Here is a 15,617-nt window from a genome sequence, read left to right as displayed (position 1 = left end):
GTGCTATTTTTGTTTTAATTGTGGTAGTTAAATAATAGTTGGTTTAGTTTTCATATAAAGAGCGGGAGAGTTTCTCCCGCTTTTTTATTTAAAAAAAGCAACTCCAAAATGAAGTTGCTTTAATACCACAGATTCTACTTATTCTGCAAACTATTTTTTTGTTTTTCTAATACTTATCACTGGTAATTCAGTCATGGCAATAAGGTTTTCAGTAATGCTAGGAGAGAAGTATTGCATCAAATCAGACTTCCCAAATGTTATCACTGCAATGCCATCAGCATCTAATTTTTCCGCAAACTGGAGTATACCTCTTTCTTCCTTGAATGCATCAATTATTGTAATATCATAATTATAGTTGCCAAATTCACTTAAGTAAGAATTGCCAACTGAAAGAATATCATTGGTCTCCATGAAGTATGTCGGTGTGTTCACAAAGAGTATGTGTAATTTTGCACCAAGTTCTTCAGCCATTCTTTCAATATGGGCAAAGGAGGTCCCTGTTTCCTCTTTAAAGTTAGTAGCGAATACCAGGTTCTTAATTGCCGCTTTAGGGTTTTCCTCTTTGACAACTATGACAGGTATTTCAGCCCTTCTTAGCATACTGTAGGTATTTGTCCCTAACACATGCTCTTTGAAGCCGTATTGGCCGTGAGAACCCATTACCACAAGGTCTATTTTTTCGGAATCGATAAACTGATGAATTTTCTCATTGCCACTATTGAAGACCAGTAGCTTTGTTGCTTTGATGCCGGATTTTTCAGCTTGTTCGATCAGGGATTTCAACTCCATTTTGGCATTACTAATTTTTTCTTTGGTTTCAGGAAATAAATTTTCCTGCTCTTTGGTCAGCTTAGACCAGTTTACTGGTGTGATGATGATATGGAGAAAGACCAATTCCGCTTTGATCTGTTTGGCTAATGCCATCCCATATGATTCAGCTGTTTTTGCACAGGCGGAAAAGTCGGTAGGAATTAGGATTTTTTTCATGGTTTCTATCTGTTTGGGTTAAATTTCATGAGTAAAAGTAGGTGAAAAATTACCCCAAAACCCTGATCAAAATCAGTGAACAGCTTGATAAAAATCAAATTACCAATTAGATACACAAGACTGTAAAATGTTTTTTATAATTACCCGCATCTTAACCATTAAAATTGGTCACAAATTTCTATATGTAACTAAATGATGAGCACAAGAAAGTCCCATGCTTACTGGTATTATTGCAGAAATATATAGCTTTAAGTGGAAACCTAGTTAAAAGGCAATACCCTTATTTGAATAACAATTTCAGAATGTGACAAGTATAAAAATTTAATGAGTGCTACTGTTGACAGTATATTGTTTGAAAAATCGTAACGTTCCCAAATTGGACTTTAAAAAAAATATATTAAATTAAAAAAATGTTAAAAATCTAAAAAAAGAAAGCCGATTGGACGTTAGGATTTAATTTTTTGTGCAGGAGCTAGTCGGAAGTAAAAACCGAAAAACAACTGATTTGAAAAATGAACAATAAAGAAAGAATTATTCAAAATGCAGAGACAATCAGAGTAGATGCTGACACTATAGTAAATCTGGCGAATGATATTACTTCAAGGCTTAAAACCTTAAAAGAGTTGGTTGATAATATTGAAACTCATTCAAAACAGCCAGAACCAAATCCTGCCGTTATTCCTGTGCCTATTTCCCAATCAGTTCCTGTACAGGCGTCTCATTCAAATCCGGAACCTAATCCTCATTCAAGCCTTCAACCTACCTCTGAAGGCCTTGCCGGGACTATTGATATCACTTCACTAGGGGCAAGGTCAATCGATTCACAAGTTCATGGCTATACATTCAAGGATACTTATCATAGTAGAATAGTCATTGAAAATAGTAATGAGAAAGTGTATTATATTTTATATCCTACAGAGAAAGGTGATGTGACTTATAACAATATTTTGACCAACGGTCAACCTACTACTTTTAGCATACAGTCAATATCACCTCATATATTGAAAAATAACAATGGTTCATTCGTACTTGAAAATGCAATTGGTTTTATTTCAGCAGATGATTTGAATAAATACAATTTATGCGGTTGCGAAGTGCTGGTTCCGAATGGCACTTTTATTCATTTACAAGGGCATGGACTCAATACACTTTTCTTTGATCAGCAACCATTGAAAATAAAAGGGTCGGGCAATTCGGTATTGATCGGTGTCAGCACTAATCCTGACATTATCGCCTCAATCGATAGCAAGCTCGAAAACCTGACTTTGCACAACATTATTCCTTCAACGGGAAGCAGACATTTGGATAGGGATTTTTATCTTAAGAACGTTGAATTGAATTTCAAGACCATTACTACATCATCAACTTATCTTATCAATGTTAATCATTCAAAATCAAATATATATTGTCATGGTGTAAAAATTAATGCCGATAGCGTCTATTGTGGTATTTGGGTGGGTACAGCAAATAATGTGGAAATTCAATACTGTGATATGAATATAGAATCGTCTTCGCATCCGATTCGGGTAAATGATTTCATTGGTGCATGTGATGTGTCAAAAAATAAAGTAAAAAATGGGACCACTGGTATTCAGGTAGCAACTCAAAGGAGAAAGTTATTAAGAAATGTAAAAATCAGGGATAATGAGGTAAAGAACTGTACAGAAGAAAGTATTTCAATTGATGCTTTTGGAAATAATCTTGGATTGTTTCCGGTAATAGCAAGAACAAAAATCGAAAATGTAAGAGATTGGATGAAGGGAGATTTTGTCGTAGGTAGAATCATTGACCTTCAGCAATTGATTTTTGTTCAACAAAAGGATAATGGGGGAGGTTTTGAGCATAGAACAATAAATGCTGATCAAATTGATGACCCGAAAAATTTCCTGTTTTTGATTGAATCTGGTGCATTGGAGTTAACCACATCCCTTATTGAGAGATCAGAAGTGATTAATTTTGAAGGGCGTACTACTTATAGACTTTTTTTAAAGGCAAGTTTAGATAAATCAAAACTGTCAAAAGGGACAGAAGTCGCTTTGTTTACCGGCGCATACAATTGTGACATATCTGGTAACATAGTCTATGGTGCAATACCAGCCAGTGGACAACCGGGACATGGTATCAGTCTTTGGGGTGCCAGTTTTTACTGCAATGTAGAAAACAATACCGTCGATGGATGCAAGCATGGAATGCATCTAGCTGGATTCGGGAGTTTTGGAGTGACAAATCCTGAATTTTTCAACTATGCTATTGGGAACAATATTTATAAGAATAACTTCAACAATTGCGAGCGTCCATTTGATATTCGTAATTTCTACGGTAGCCGTTTTGGGTTTGCAAACAGATTCAATTATAATAATTGTATGGGTGGGAAATTTGAAATAAATACCCAAAAGATGTTTCAGTTCACTGGGAATAATCTTGTGAATTGTGAAGGTAATATCGTCAATGTTGGGCCAGGTATCTTGGATAAAAATATTTTACTGAATAGTATTATTAAAATCACTACATCAAATCTTAGTCAAGGAGTAAATGCAATGGAAAACTCCTCTATAACTTAAATTCTACCTATAATTGGTTTAGTAGTAATCACTGGTACAGCAGTTTAGATTTCTGTGTAAGGGTTAGCCTATATAATGTTCATGGAAATTGATAAAATCTAAACCAAATATTTAGGACTATGAGGAGTTCTCTATAAGTATGGGGGTGATTTTTGAGTGTTCAAATCAATTCATTTAAATGGGAAATAAATTTTGCTAATACTTCCCATTTTCTTGGCTTACATACCCCCATCAGTAGTCAGTGTTTCGGGGTAAGTCCCGCATATCTGCCTGTAGGTATTCTTAAGTGGGATGAATGTTGTGGCATCGTATTTTTTTTTGGTACAAGGTATATAGTTGACCAAAAGCAACCTTGGATACTGAGTTGGATGTTATAGCATTGTTTAAGCTGCCCGCTTCTCATGCGATCTTAAGTATTTAAGGTCTGAATTTTAATCATGTATAATGACTCAATTGCTTAGGCATTGATGCTTTCAAGCTATAGATATTTTATAATTTATCATTTTTGTTGAATTGATTTAGAGCATTCTTTATGCCCTCCAAACCTTCAACAAACAGAGTCATTTGACCAATTACCTGTGCCATCCTGTCAGAATCTCCCATGCCTTTAACCCGGTTGTTTCGAACAAATGCAGTTTTAATAGCTTCCCATCTGGCTAGTTTTTTGGGATCTAGCAAATCCATCATTTCGGATAATTTCAATAAATTGGATTCAGCATCGGAAGTCAATGTCTGGGATTCGTTTTGATAATGGTCCAACAGCAATTGAGTTATTTCACCATCATTCAAAATCGGTACTACTTGACCCATCAGCTTATTCATATCCCGATAAGAACCCTGTAGCTTGAACGGTGGCTCAGTTCTATAGTCATCGGACATGGCTGCAGAAGCAATGTATTGGGCATTGACCTTCAATACAACATCTCTGATAACCATCGTTTTTCGCAATACTTGCACACAATCTTGGATTTCTTGGGAGGTTATGTTGCCCTCCAAATCAGGCAACTGTTGTTGTTCGCTTTCTATAAATTCCACCAGTTTATATAAATTATCCAACCCATACTGGGTAATGGATTTGAGGTGGGAATTGGAAGTTAATCCATTTTCTATTAGGCTCAGCTTGAACAAATCAGCTCTATTGGATGCGGTGTCACCTAAGTTGTAAATATCAGCCCTGTTTGACAACATATCTGGGATCTGGAATTTATCCCCACTTTCGGTATAGGGATTACCTGCCATAACCACACAGAAGCGCTTGCCTCTGAAATCATAAGTTTTAGAAACGCCGTTAAAAACACCCTCTATCTTTCTTTGTCCATCTGCGAGAGAAATGAACTTTTGAAGAAATTCCGGATTACAATGCTGAATATCGTCCAGGTAGAGCATCACATTGTCACTCATTTCAAATGCCAAGTTCAGTTTCTGTAGTTCCTGTCTAGTCGCGGCATTTCTTGCTTCTGAAGGATCCACCGAGGTGATTTCATGCCCTATGGAAGGACCGTTTATCTTCATAAAAATTAATCCCAAGCGATCTGCTACATATTCCATCAGGGTGGTTTTGCCATATCCAGGAGGGGAAATAAGCAGCAGCATCCCTGACCGGTCGGTTCGTTTGTCTGCGCCAAATGCCCCCAACTGTTTGGCGAAATTGGCTCCGATCAAAGGGAAGTATACCTGGTTGATCAACTTATTTCGTACAAAACTGGTCAGAACTTGCGTTTGGAATTCATGCAAACGAAGAGCTTGTCTTTTCTGCAAAATTAGCTGGTGTTTCAAACTCTGCAATTGCTGATATCTGGGTTGAATTTCTTCTGTAAAATGCTTTAGTCTACGGGTAAAGTCATGGTAATCGAATTGGTAAAGATTCTCTTCTCCATCCTGTTGACCTATGGCTTCTTTTAGCCCTTCTAGACTGGCTTTACCTGAAATTTGTTGAACACTTTGAATGTTTGCAGCTTTGGTAACTATATACGCTGTGGCTTCATCCAAAATGCTATCAGGGAGTGAAAGTTGTTGGTTTTCAGCATAGGTACTGAGCCATTGCCTTGATAGATGCCAGACTTCAGCTGGGAATGCTGCGATCTCTTGTTGTGCTTCAGTAAAAGTTAAGTCTGCATTTTTTGATTTCAGTTCCTTTTTGAAGTTTTGAAGCAAGTCAAATGCATTAGCCTCCATCACAACGCCTTCTGATGCCTGTTCTTCTGCCAAATATAGAGCAGCCTGATATGGATCGGTACTTTCAAATAATTTGTGTGCTTTAGAAAATTGTGAAATGGCTTTCCTGAGTGTTTCCAGTAAGTGTAGCTCCTCCCGTGAGTGGCTAAAAGCTTGTTTGAGCAAGTTGAGGAAGACAAACTGTTTTTTGAAAAAAGCCTTTTGATCCTCAGCAAAGAAATGCCAGAAAAGTTGTGCCAATACTCTGGTATCGGCAGCAAAGCGGAGTAACCCTAGGTCTCTGTCTTTTTCAAGCAGCGTTTTCAAGATCAACAGGGCGTCTTGATCATGTACGCCTTTGACATAACCTTCCCCATAATGTTTGGAGGTATATTTCGCTATACTACTTATTAATTCGGCTTCTGTTAATGGTTTGCTTTTATCGAGCGTATGAAAAACCTGCCAAGCCAAGTATTCTGTTCTATGAACCGTCTGATTTTCTGAGGGCAGTTCCTGTTCCCATAGGTCTTTCAAAGCCTCGATTTCAGGAGCATTTACTTGTTCGTAATAGGAGGTTCCTGTAAGGTGAAAATAATATTGGCGCTCTTTTATCACCAAAGTAAGGTCTAGTTTTTGCTGATTGACAGCAAAGCGGTATTCCCCAAGTTTGATGACTTGATTACCATCTTCAAAAAGCTCATTTCTATCTTTTAATGCACGTATGGATTCTTGTTGTAATACCTGCAGTTGATACAGTAAATCCTCTGACTTGGCTGCATCATCCAACTGCTGTAACTGCGAAGCCACATCACGTACCTTTTCAATCATCAGATCTGATGCAAAATAGCCGTTAATTTCAACATCTGTTTCAAAACTTCCGGCCCGTGATTTAATACTTTTCAAGATACGTTCAGCGGAACTGAATAGAGAGTTGGTTCTGCGATTTCGAGCTTCAGTTAGGTTGACTTTTTTGGATTCAAAAGCAGCATAAACTGATTCCCTTTTTTCACTTATTTTGTCTATAAATTCATCAAAATCAACAAAACGTCCTTCCAGTTCTTCTAGCTGTATTGAAAGCTTTGTGAGGTATTCGTCACATTTGACCGGATCATTGGCCAAGTCTAAATAGTTGACTATAGATTGTTCAAATAAGGTCATTTGTGCTTGGAAATCAGCTCTGGCTTCCCGTTCTCCAAGCTGCCTTCTTCGGTTGTTAAGGGCAACCCTTTGCTGATTAAGTTGGGCAAAAATCAAGGAAATGTTTTCAATGATTTGGGTGGAATGCGCAGTGTCCTCTACATTAAGGTTGTTTACTATATCAATCAACAACTCTAACTGTAGAGAAAGGGCATTTAATTCCTTTTCCAATTCCTTAGCATCTATGACCTTGGACAGCCCTCCAACTGACTCCGTCAATTGTTCCATTTGAGTCTGATAATACTCAAGAGCATTGTCTTGCAACAAAAACTGTACACAACCTTTGGATAGCTCTTCTGATCTTTTAGACATCTGATCTTCAAGCTGATCCACCATTTCCATGTCTATGTACCGCAGATTTTTGAGTCCGATAATCTCACCTCGAATTCCCCTCATCTGCGAAAGCAATGAAACATATTTGTCAAGGCTGTCAAAATTGGCGCTACGTGTGTCAAAAAGTATTTTCTCTACTTTTTCTTTGACCTTATTCGAAGTAGCGACCGTATTTTCTCTGATTTGGACTACTTTTTCATACTCATCAATGGCTGAAAGGGCTATTTCCTTAACTTGTTGTAAGGGTTGCTGTAGTCCTTCCGGGGCATTGTTTTTCAACCAAAAGTAACCGTCCAGAATGCTTTGACTTCGTTTTTCAATATCTTCATACAAGCCATTATAACTGTCTTCTTTATTCAGCAAAACAACAAGTTCTTGGATTTCGGCCATGGCTTTTACAATTGGCCGATTGCCAATTTTGTAAAGTTCATGATCCTTGAAAGCCTCGTTTGGTAAGAGCTCCTTGGTATAGGGAGTTTGCCATATTTGAATCAGGTGATGCTTACTCGGGTCTTTTTCTGTATTAAAATAGCAAAGTTCACCGTCATTGAAAAGAGTGAAGCCATTACAGAAAATCGGGGTTTTTACTGTCTGTTCTATGACATTATAGGACAGAATCACAAAGTCATGGTTTTTTTCTTCGTAGAAGATAAAAAGGTAATCTTCTCCATTTGGAGACTGTATTTTTCTTAAAAACTTGACTCCTTCAATTTTTCTGTCAAAAATCTTATTTTCCCCAGTCTGTAAATAATAACCATTGGAAAGCATGATGCCTTGATCATCTGGTAAAAGGATTCCGGCATCCCTGAGAGTATCCACTCTTACCACATTTTTAATTCGATGATTAAAAATAAAATATCGGTCACTTTCTAAATAAGGGCGAATTTTTAACAGTACAAGGTTTCCCAAGTCGCAATAATGTATTTCACCATCATCCAAAGACTGATCGGCATGTTCCACATCTTCAGAGTATATCCCCAATCCGTCATCTGTATTGTCTTCTACTTTGATGGTCAAGTTACCTTTGGTAGTCTCTACAAATACCTTATCTACCACTGAAACATGAGGGTTTTTTCCAATTCTCTGCATGTCACGGGTAGCTCTCACCCATTCAAATTCGTGTTGTAATGGAAAAGTGACTTCCGCAGCACTTCTGGAATTTAGGAACTGAAGCTTTTCCTCTTCGATCAACCATTTAAAAGCTTTGATATCTGTAGGACTTTCCGAAAGCTGAAAAACCATATAGAGAAAATTTCCTTTGACAAAAAATCTGGAAAACTGGGTATACCTATAAAATTTATATAGGTTTTGTAGTTCATCAGCAAAACTTTTGTCCTGAATAATATCCAGAGAGAGGGGGTGAAATTCGTTTTCTGTAAAGCGGAAGGCACTAAATACATCTGCAACTTCCAGGACTGATTTCAGACCAAGACGGACATTATATCCGAAAAGACATATTCCGCCAACGGACACAATATCCCTCGCAATACAATTGTGCTGGGTATTGATACGGACATTTGAGAGCAGTTTAAAATCAACGGCGCCAAATATTTGTTGCCTTTCTCTATTAAGTTTTTGCAGCCTTTCGATCAGTTGGGACCGTTGCTGTTGGAGACGGCCTTGTATGATTTCGTAAGTACCTCTTTCTATATTCGTTTCCATATTAATGGATAAAAGTTATAATAAAACTGGTTGGGTTATTTAACAGACTAAAATGAAAACCAAGGCTTAATTTTCTAAACTTTGACAAATCAATAAATAGTTGTCGTCAAGTCCAGGATGGTTTTGATGGAAATGGGTAAGATAGGAGAATCTTATAAGATCCTCCTGTTTTCTACTCCCATTCCTTTAGCCATGGTCAGCATGCTTGCCAAAAAGCCTTTATCCTCATCGCTTGCTTTCATCTGAATTTGTGCTATTAGAGCAGCAATCGAGATGTTTTTGAGGTCCTCTGTGGTTATGCCGTATTTGTGGGCAATGCTTCTTATTTTCTCTATCAAGTCCGTAGGCGTATCGTCGATACCGTTTCCTATAAGTGCATCCTTAAATTGTGTGATGGTAGTTGAGTTTTCAACCATTTTATCAATTCCTTTTCCGGTAGAAATCTGCTTGATAAGATTATCAAAGAAGGTGTTGTCTCCTCCGACAATGTCAATCTTAGCAGTTTTAAATGCTTCTGAAAGTACTTTCGCCTGCGCATCTGCGATATCTTTTTGAATGCTGATTTGTGCTAACTCGACATCTTTTTCCTTTTGAAGCTTCAATCGGAATTCTTCATGCTCTTTCCCAGCATCATTGAGTTGCTTCATAGCACCTGCTTTTTCCTGAATACCTTTCGCCTCTGCAATAGCTTTTTCTTGAATTACTTCAGCCTCTGCCAATCCTTCTTTTCTTTTCGCTTCAGCCACTTTCTCAATTACTATGGCATCTACAGTTCCCTGACGTTCCATAGCATCAGCTTTAGCATGCATCACTTGTGCTTCTGACATACCAATGGTAGCTTCTTCTTTGGCTTTTGCCTCGGCAATGATTTTTCTTGCATCAGACTCCTTATCAGCTGCATCTTTGCGTGCATTGGCCTCGATGATGATTTTAGCTGCTTCGTGCTTGGCAGATTTTTCTTTGGATTCTGCAGCTTTCACTTCTTCAATCAGGTTTTTCTCAGCCTCTTTAGAAGCAATTATTAAGGCGACATCTTTCTGTCTATGTGCCTCTTTTAGTGCTTCTACATCTTTGATTTTCTCCTGCTCTTCCACTACAGTCTTTTCCATAGCTACTCGCTCCCTAATGGCATCCTGAATGTTTTTCTTTTCAATTTCAACGGCCTTCTCTTTTTCAATTTGAGCAAGGGCAACTACTCGCTCACGTTCTGTGGCTTCAATATCACGGTCTTTTTTCACCCTTTCGGTTTCTACAGCCTCTGCTCGTTCTTTGTTCTTGGATGCAATAATTACCTGTCGAAGTTTGTTTTCTTCTTGGATTTGCAACTGCTCTTCAGTACGGATACGTACTTCCTCTGACTTAAGCCTTTCCTGAGATGTTACTTTGTCAATCTCTGCCTGCTCTCGGGCCTTTATGGTTTCAATTTCACGTCTTTGGGATTCTTCTTTTTCTTTGAGTTGTTTTTCCAACTCCAAAATTGCTTCTCTAGCTTCTACATCTTGCTTTTTTATGATTTTCTCTTCATCTCTTCTGATCAAGTTAGCTTTGATGTTTTGTGCAGCAGTCAGCTCTGTGATTTTTTTGATACCTTCAGCATCAAGGATATTGTCCCGGTCCAGATTTTCTACTTTGGTTTGTTCCAAATAGTCAATTGCACAGTCATCAAGCACGTATCCGTTTAGATCTGTACCAATGATGTCGATAATTTCGTCCCTGAATTCTCTCCTAGCTTCATAAAGCTCTATAAATTCAAATTTTTTCCCCACACTTTTTAATGCTTCCGAAAACTTGGCTTCAAACAAACTTTCAAGTGTCTCATGATCAGAGGCCCTGGCGCATCCGATGGTCTGGGCTACATTAATGATATCCTGAACAGATTTGTTGACGCGGACAAAGAAGGCCACTTTTATGTCAGCTCTCATGTTGTCCTTGCAGATCAGACCATCTTTCGTCATTCTGGAGATTTCCAGCTTTTTGACTGAGATGTCCATGATTTCTTCTTTGTGCAGGATTGGTACCACCAATCCTGCATTGAAGAATATCCTTACACCACCCTGACCTGTCCGAACTAATACACGGCCTTGGCTAACTTTTTTGTACATTGAAATGAGCCAAACAAATAGCCCTAATAGCACGACTACACTTATTCCTGCTATTACATAAAATGATTCCATCATAAGATTTTATTGGTTTATAGTTGATATTTTTGAGCTAAAAAATATTTTTTATCCGAGGACTCTTCCAAAATGATGACTGTCTCATTGAACTTAATAAAGTCCTCATCAATCGATTTGGCGTAGACCTTTACGACATCACTTTCAATCTGTATTTCGATCTGACCGATTTTGTTTTTTCCTATAGGGGAGACTACACGTCCTGTTTTTCCTATAAAATCTATTGCAACTTCACCTTTGTGATTGAAATGCCCATACAGTTTTACAAAGGGTCTGGCAACTACTTTTGTGACGAGCATGCTAACCACCAACCCTGGAATGTACACCAAGAATCCCAAAAGACTATCCGAAATTCCAAATACTGCGGTCACATTTACATTGATCAGCCACATGGTGAATACGACAATGGAAATGATAAACATGACAGGCAATTCTCCGATATAGAAAAACTCCATAAATGCATTCCAAAACCCCTGTCCTTCAGCAACACCCACCTCTGGGTTGCTCAGATCAGCTTCTGCATCCAGATCCGCCACTTCAAAATCAAAACCTGTGAAGATGACTACAAGCCAATAAATCAGCATGATAATCCCCAGGAGGGTTAGTATGAAATTGGCTGGGGCAAAAGATATTTCAATTAGTCTTTCCATGTTGCGCTGTTAGTTTGAAAGATTTGTTTTGCTGGACAGTCTTTAATTTCTTGAACACTTGGTTTACTCAAGTATTTTCTGACTGTTCCTTTGAATCGGAGAGTCCCATGTTTCTTTTCATTTGGGCCAATTCATCCTCTACAGAAATATCTTCCAGGGCTTTTTTAAGCTTTTCCTCATGTGTAATACTGCTTTCAGCCATTTCTCCATAAGCCTCTGCCAGAGCTTCATCTTGTATGACTTTGTCTTTCATACGCTCTAACATAGACACCACACTTGTGCTATCCATATTGGTCATCTGTTTGTTGATCTTCTGAGTGGCGCTACTAACTTTGATTCTTGCTCTCAGGGTACCAAGCTCATTTTCCCACTGTTTGATCCCTGCTTTGATTCTGTTTACATTTTGTTCAAGACTTGCCACTTGTTTTTCCAGGTTGCTGACATCTTCTGTTATCAATTTGATTTCCTGGCTTAATTTGGCCTTTCTTCTTAGGTTTTCTTTAACAAAATTGTCAGCTTCTGTTTTGTCCAGCTCACCCGTCTGTGCTTTTTTCAGGAGTAAGACAGACTTGTTCTGAAGGTCTTCTTCTTGACTGATGGATTCCTTTAGTTCCCTGCTTCTTCTAATATGCATTGCTTTAACTTCCGCAAGTGCCTTTAATGCACGGTCTTGATTTTCATGCATGTCTCTAAGACCCTGTTCAATCATTTTGATTGGATCTTCTAGTTTGTCGATGGCTGAATTGGTTTCTGCTTGTCCTATTTTGAATAATCTTTTTAAAACGTTCATAACAGTAAGGTTTATTTGGAAAATGATAATATTTCGTTTGAATACTCAGAAAGCAAAAGGCCGAGCGAATTGATGGTACTTTCCAATTCCTTCAGGTCTAAAGTTTCTGCCTGCAATGTATTTCTGAAAATGACTTTTTTGCCTGTTTCATCCAATACAAATGCACCGTGTACAATGTCTCTGTTCTTGATAAGCAACTGTTTGTAAATATTTGCCTCATCCTTCAAGTCGAACAAGTACTGTTCGATAATAATGATGGGAGTTGCTACACCAATCACCATGTTCTTGACTCCCATATCTTCATTTTCTATTACCAATAAGTTGTCAGACTCATTTTCATATTGGATGACAGAACCAAGTTCAAGTACATATTCTTTTACAATTTTAAAATAATGCTCCATAATCAACTCTTTATAGGGTTTTTTTAAAAATGAATTATATTTAGATCAACTGTTTTACAATAATAAATAAAAATTTTAATTTTGCAATTATTATTAGCTATTTAATGCTAATTTTGTTTGCATCATAAATTTACGAAAATCAAAGGCATGTCAAAATTTGGTAAAAACATAAAAAAAATAAGAAATGTGAGAGGTTTGACACAAACTCAATTGGCAGATTTGCTAGAGGTTAGCAGAGGTGTAATAAGTTCTTATGAAGAGGGAAGGGCAGAACCAAAAATTGAAACCATATTGAAAACAGCAGAAGTATTTCACCTTTCAACTGATATCCTCCTTTCAAGCAACGTAACTGTCAATCAATTAAGTGGCTTTAGTTTACCAACAATCATTCAGAACCCAGTTAATCAATTATCTTCAGGGATATTTTCAAGAGAAAATTCGGGAATCTTTCCAAATAATCTAATTTTCATTTTATCTGATCAAGTCGAAGCAAATGCTTATATAAAACCAGATGAAATAATTTTTGCAGTGCCGCATGAGCCGGTTGTGGGAAAACTATTTGTAGTGCAATCAAATGGCGTATATAAAATAGGAAAAGTTGATGACTATAAACCAAATAGCATCATACTAGATAATTCAACCTTTAGCCTAAAAGAATCTAAAGGTCTCTATGAAGTGCTTGGAATTTATAGTCCTGTCAAGGATAAAACTCCATTGGAAAAAAGACTTGCTTCCATGGAGCATAAAATTAAACTTTTAGAAGAACAATTGAAAAGCCAATAGTTTTTGCATCCTTAATTTCATTTTGAATTATAGTTTTTTTATTCTTTAAGGTAAGAGTTTTTCAGTTTAGGTTATAAGTTAATTTAAGGGGAGTGACACCACGGATGATGAAAAAAATAGGTGTAATTCGTAAATTTTTAGACTATATATAAACCAAAAAAATACCCACCTCTTGTCAGAAGTGGGTATTTTATATGCTATCACAAATAATTTGATTCAAAATTGCTTTCTTTCCTCAAATATGGACTTAATCAACAAACTTCTAATCCTAAATGATAAAGTGAAGCTATAAAAAAAGCCGTTTTTAAACCAATAATCGATGTTTATAGTGCACTCGGAAGGATCACGCATATTCTTTTTCATATACCTTAAAACGGCCTAAAACAGCGTTTTTTAATCTTGTTTCACTGTTTCAAAACCTACTTTTGTTTCAGAAACTGTTTCAATTAGTCAGATGTAATGCAGGAATTGACGCGCTTCAAAAGCTCTATTTGCTTATCAAGTTGAGTCTCTGTGCCATCGAGGTAAATGTTGAGATGAAGGACTTCTCTTTTTCCATAGGGAGCTACAGAACCTTCCGAAAAAGTACTGGATTCATTGAGATCCGGATTATAAATTTTTTCCATTGGGACATTGTATATGTCCGCTAATTTATAAGCATCTTCAAATTTTAATTCTGTTCGACCTGACTCAATACGTTGATAACCTGTATAATCACTTTTACCAAGCTTTTCAGCTATATACTCCTGAGAGTAATTTTTTTGAAGTCTAAGAGATTTTAAACCCTCTGCTATCCTGCTTCTGAAATCGTTCATTAAATGCTTTTTACTTGTATTATGTAAAATTAGCGTATTGAATGTCAGTTGATTACGCAAAAAATATATAAAATATATTAATATTACTTGACTTTATATATACTTTTTACTTGTTTTGATACGTAACAAATACATAATTGTTGTATATCAAATACCATTATGATCAAAACAAACCTGAAAAAATTACTGCTAAGAGCAGGACTTGAAGAAGCTAGACCAACTGAAGAGGCTCTTGAAAAAATGGAAATTTCTCGCCGTAGATTCACTCAACTGCTAGAAAATACAAACAAAACACCAATTAATGTACATGAATTGGAATCAATCAAAAAGTGGATTTCCGGATTTCAAATGGTAGACACTGATTTATTGGTTGGAGAGATTGCAGAAAAGTCATGTTTGACTGAAAAATTAGGTTTAATTAAGTAATATCTACTTATGGGAGCTTTAGCCAAACTGAAAAAATTCGCAAAAGCAAGAGAAAAGGCCTATGGAATGACCGGCTATCTCAATGGTGCAAGAGCGAAGGCCATCAGCAAAATCCTCCTCAAGGCGGATTTTTTCTCCCAAAAGTCAGAAACGGTACAGCTGAACGCTGTCTTGCAGCTGGAGTCTGAAATCATCCTGCTCCTTCCTCATGAAGAAAGCAGGTTTTCCAAACTCCGCGCTGATATGCTAGAACTCATCAACACCGCTAAAACCAAGTACCATGAAAAAGTATCCGCTTCCGGAGGAAATCAACATTCGCTATTCCAAGCTACTGCTCGATGACGAGATTATGCTCAAGCGCAGATTGAAATCCCTCGAACAAGAGTTTATCGATGCTCCAAGCTCTCCGGATAATGACAAAGCTTTGTCAACATCCATCATGGAGATCCTTTTGGAACTCAGAGAAATTGAAAATGAAATCGAAGACCTAATCGTATTGGCATTTTTTCCCGATCACAACGTGCCGATACTTAAACTTTTAACAGATGAACGCTACAATCAGAGCCCAACACCTGGGTTTCGCAGTCCCGACTGAGACAGCCAGGGAATTCACACTGAAATTCATTGTGTCTTTCCTCATGATCTGCCTCATATCCGCAGTGATGATATCACAGGAAATCAGAC

12 protein-coding genes are annotated in these 15,617 nt (G+C 37.3%); 5 read left to right on the top strand and 7 right to left on the bottom strand.

Features of this window, described 5'->3' with window-relative positions; all coding sequences use genetic code 11:
• Positions 1–150: 150 nt before the first annotated feature.
• Entirely contained in the window at positions 151–987 is an 837-nt protein-coding gene (locus tag CLW00_RS01490; protein WP_106131873.1) for a universal stress protein, read from the bottom strand.
• Positions 988–1,499: 512 nt separating this feature from the next.
• Between CLW00_RS01490 and CLW00_RS01485 the strand changes: the two genes are divergently transcribed.
• Positions 1,500–3,548 (top strand): hypothetical protein, encoded by a 2,049-nt coding sequence (locus tag CLW00_RS01485; protein ID WP_106131872.1) that lies wholly within the window; start codon positions 1,500–1,502, stop codon positions 3,546–3,548.
• A 489-nt stretch (positions 3,549–4,037) separates the two neighbouring features.
• On the opposite strand, the gene CLW00_RS01480 is transcribed toward CLW00_RS01485, so the two are convergent.
• The 5 genes from CLW00_RS01480 to CLW00_RS01460 form a co-directional block, all read right to left on the bottom strand.
• Positions 4,038–8,894 carry a DNA repair ATPase gene (locus CLW00_RS01480; RefSeq protein WP_106131871.1) on the bottom strand — a complete coding sequence of 1,619 codons (4,857 nt, stop codon included), beginning with the start codon at positions 8,892–8,894 and terminating at the stop codon, positions 4,038–4,040.
• A gap of 152 nt (positions 8,895–9,046) precedes the next feature.
• Complete coding sequence (locus CLW00_RS01475; protein ID WP_211300131.1) at positions 9,047–11,071, bottom strand: flotillin family protein; 2,025 nt, start codon at positions 11,069–11,071, stop codon at positions 9,047–9,049.
• Between the two features lie 14 nt (positions 11,072–11,085).
• Positions 11,086–11,718, bottom strand: coding sequence for an OB-fold-containig protein (locus CLW00_RS01470; RefSeq protein ID WP_106131870.1), 633 nt, complete (start codon positions 11,716–11,718; stop codon positions 11,086–11,088).
• A gap of 67 nt (positions 11,719–11,785) precedes the next feature.
• Positions 11,786–12,508: a PspA/IM30 family protein gene (locus CLW00_RS01465; protein ID WP_106131869.1), complete on the bottom strand. Its 723-nt coding sequence runs from the start codon at positions 12,506–12,508 to the stop codon at positions 11,786–11,788.
• Between the two features lie 11 nt (positions 12,509–12,519).
• Positions 12,520–12,909: a type III secretion system chaperone family protein gene (locus CLW00_RS01460; RefSeq protein WP_106131868.1), complete on the bottom strand. Its 390-nt coding sequence runs from the start codon at positions 12,907–12,909 to the stop codon at positions 12,520–12,522.
• 147 nt (positions 12,910–13,056) lie between these two features.
• Here CLW00_RS01460 and CLW00_RS01455 point away from each other — a divergent pair, with 147 nt between their 5' ends.
• A complete protein-coding gene (locus CLW00_RS01455) occupies positions 13,057–13,692 on the top strand; it encodes a helix-turn-helix domain-containing protein (RefSeq protein ID WP_106131867.1) in 636 nt (211 codons plus the stop codon).
• A gap of 446 nt (positions 13,693–14,138) precedes the next feature.
• On the opposite strand, the gene CLW00_RS01450 is transcribed toward CLW00_RS01455, so the two are convergent.
• Entirely contained in the window at positions 14,139–14,507 is a 369-nt protein-coding gene (locus tag CLW00_RS01450; RefSeq protein WP_106131866.1) for a helix-turn-helix domain-containing protein, read from the bottom strand.
• Between the two features lie 159 nt (positions 14,508–14,666).
• Here CLW00_RS01450 and CLW00_RS01445 point away from each other — a divergent pair, with 159 nt between their 5' ends.
• The 3 genes from CLW00_RS01445 to CLW00_RS01435 are packed head-to-tail and all read left to right on the top strand — an operon-like array spanning position 14,667 to position 15,528.
• Entirely contained in the window at positions 14,667–14,933 is a 267-nt protein-coding gene (locus CLW00_RS01445) for a hypothetical protein (RefSeq protein ID WP_106131865.1), read from the top strand.
• A 9-nt stretch (positions 14,934–14,942) separates the two neighbouring features.
• The gene (locus tag CLW00_RS01440) at positions 14,943–15,275 is read left to right on the top strand and encodes a hypothetical protein (RefSeq protein ID WP_106131864.1); all 333 of its coding nucleotides are present in this window, start codon (positions 14,943–14,945) and stop codon (positions 15,273–15,275) included.
• Positions 15,214–15,528 (top strand): hypothetical protein, encoded by a 315-nt coding sequence (locus CLW00_RS01435; protein ID WP_146131357.1) that lies wholly within the window; start codon positions 15,214–15,216, stop codon positions 15,526–15,528. Before CLW00_RS01440 ends, CLW00_RS01435 begins: the two co-directional genes overlap by 62 nt.
• Positions 15,529–15,617: the final 89 nt, after the last annotated feature.

The organism is Mongoliibacter ruber, from assembly GCF_003003005.1.
GTDB lineage: Bacteria > Bacteroidota > Bacteroidia > Cytophagales > Cyclobacteriaceae > Mongoliibacter > Mongoliibacter ruber.
This window is presented reverse-complemented; position numbering and strand designations above follow the sequence as displayed.

Excerpts from the sequence above, each read along its gene's own strand:
- CLW00_RS01490 (WP_106131873.1), bottom strand. The coding sequence starts at position 987 with ATGAAAAAAATCCTAATTCCTACCGACTTTTCCGCCTGTGCAAAAACA.
- CLW00_RS01485 (WP_106131872.1), top strand. The coding sequence starts at position 1,500 with ATGAACAATAAAGAAAGAATTATTCAAAATGCAGAGACAATCAGAGTA.
- CLW00_RS01480 (WP_106131871.1), bottom strand. The coding sequence starts at position 8,894 with ATGGAAACGAATATAGAAAGAGGTACTTACGAAATCATACAAGGCCGT.
- CLW00_RS01475 (WP_211300131.1), bottom strand. The coding sequence starts at position 11,071 with ATGATGGAATCATTTTATGTAATAGCAGGAATAAGTGTAGTCGTGCTA.
- CLW00_RS01470 (WP_106131870.1), bottom strand. The coding sequence starts at position 11,718 with ATGGAAAGACTAATTGAAATATCTTTTGCCCCAGCCAATTTCATACTA.
- CLW00_RS01465 (WP_106131869.1), bottom strand. The coding sequence starts at position 12,508 with ATGAACGTTTTAAAAAGATTATTCAAAATAGGACAAGCAGAAACCAAT.
- CLW00_RS01460 (WP_106131868.1), bottom strand. The coding sequence starts at position 12,909 with ATGGAGCATTATTTTAAAATTGTAAAAGAATATGTACTTGAACTTGGT.
- CLW00_RS01455 (WP_106131867.1), top strand. The coding sequence starts at position 13,057 with ATGTCAAAATTTGGTAAAAACATAAAAAAAATAAGAAATGTGAGAGGT.
- CLW00_RS01450 (WP_106131866.1), bottom strand. The coding sequence starts at position 14,507 with ATGAACGATTTCAGAAGCAGGATAGCAGAGGGTTTAAAATCTCTTAGA.
- CLW00_RS01445 (WP_106131865.1), top strand. The coding sequence starts at position 14,667 with ATGATCAAAACAAACCTGAAAAAATTACTGCTAAGAGCAGGACTTGAA.
- CLW00_RS01440 (WP_106131864.1), top strand. The coding sequence starts at position 14,943 with ATGGGAGCTTTAGCCAAACTGAAAAAATTCGCAAAAGCAAGAGAAAAG.
- CLW00_RS01435 (WP_146131357.1), top strand. The coding sequence starts at position 15,214 with ATGAAAAAGTATCCGCTTCCGGAGGAAATCAACATTCGCTATTCCAAG.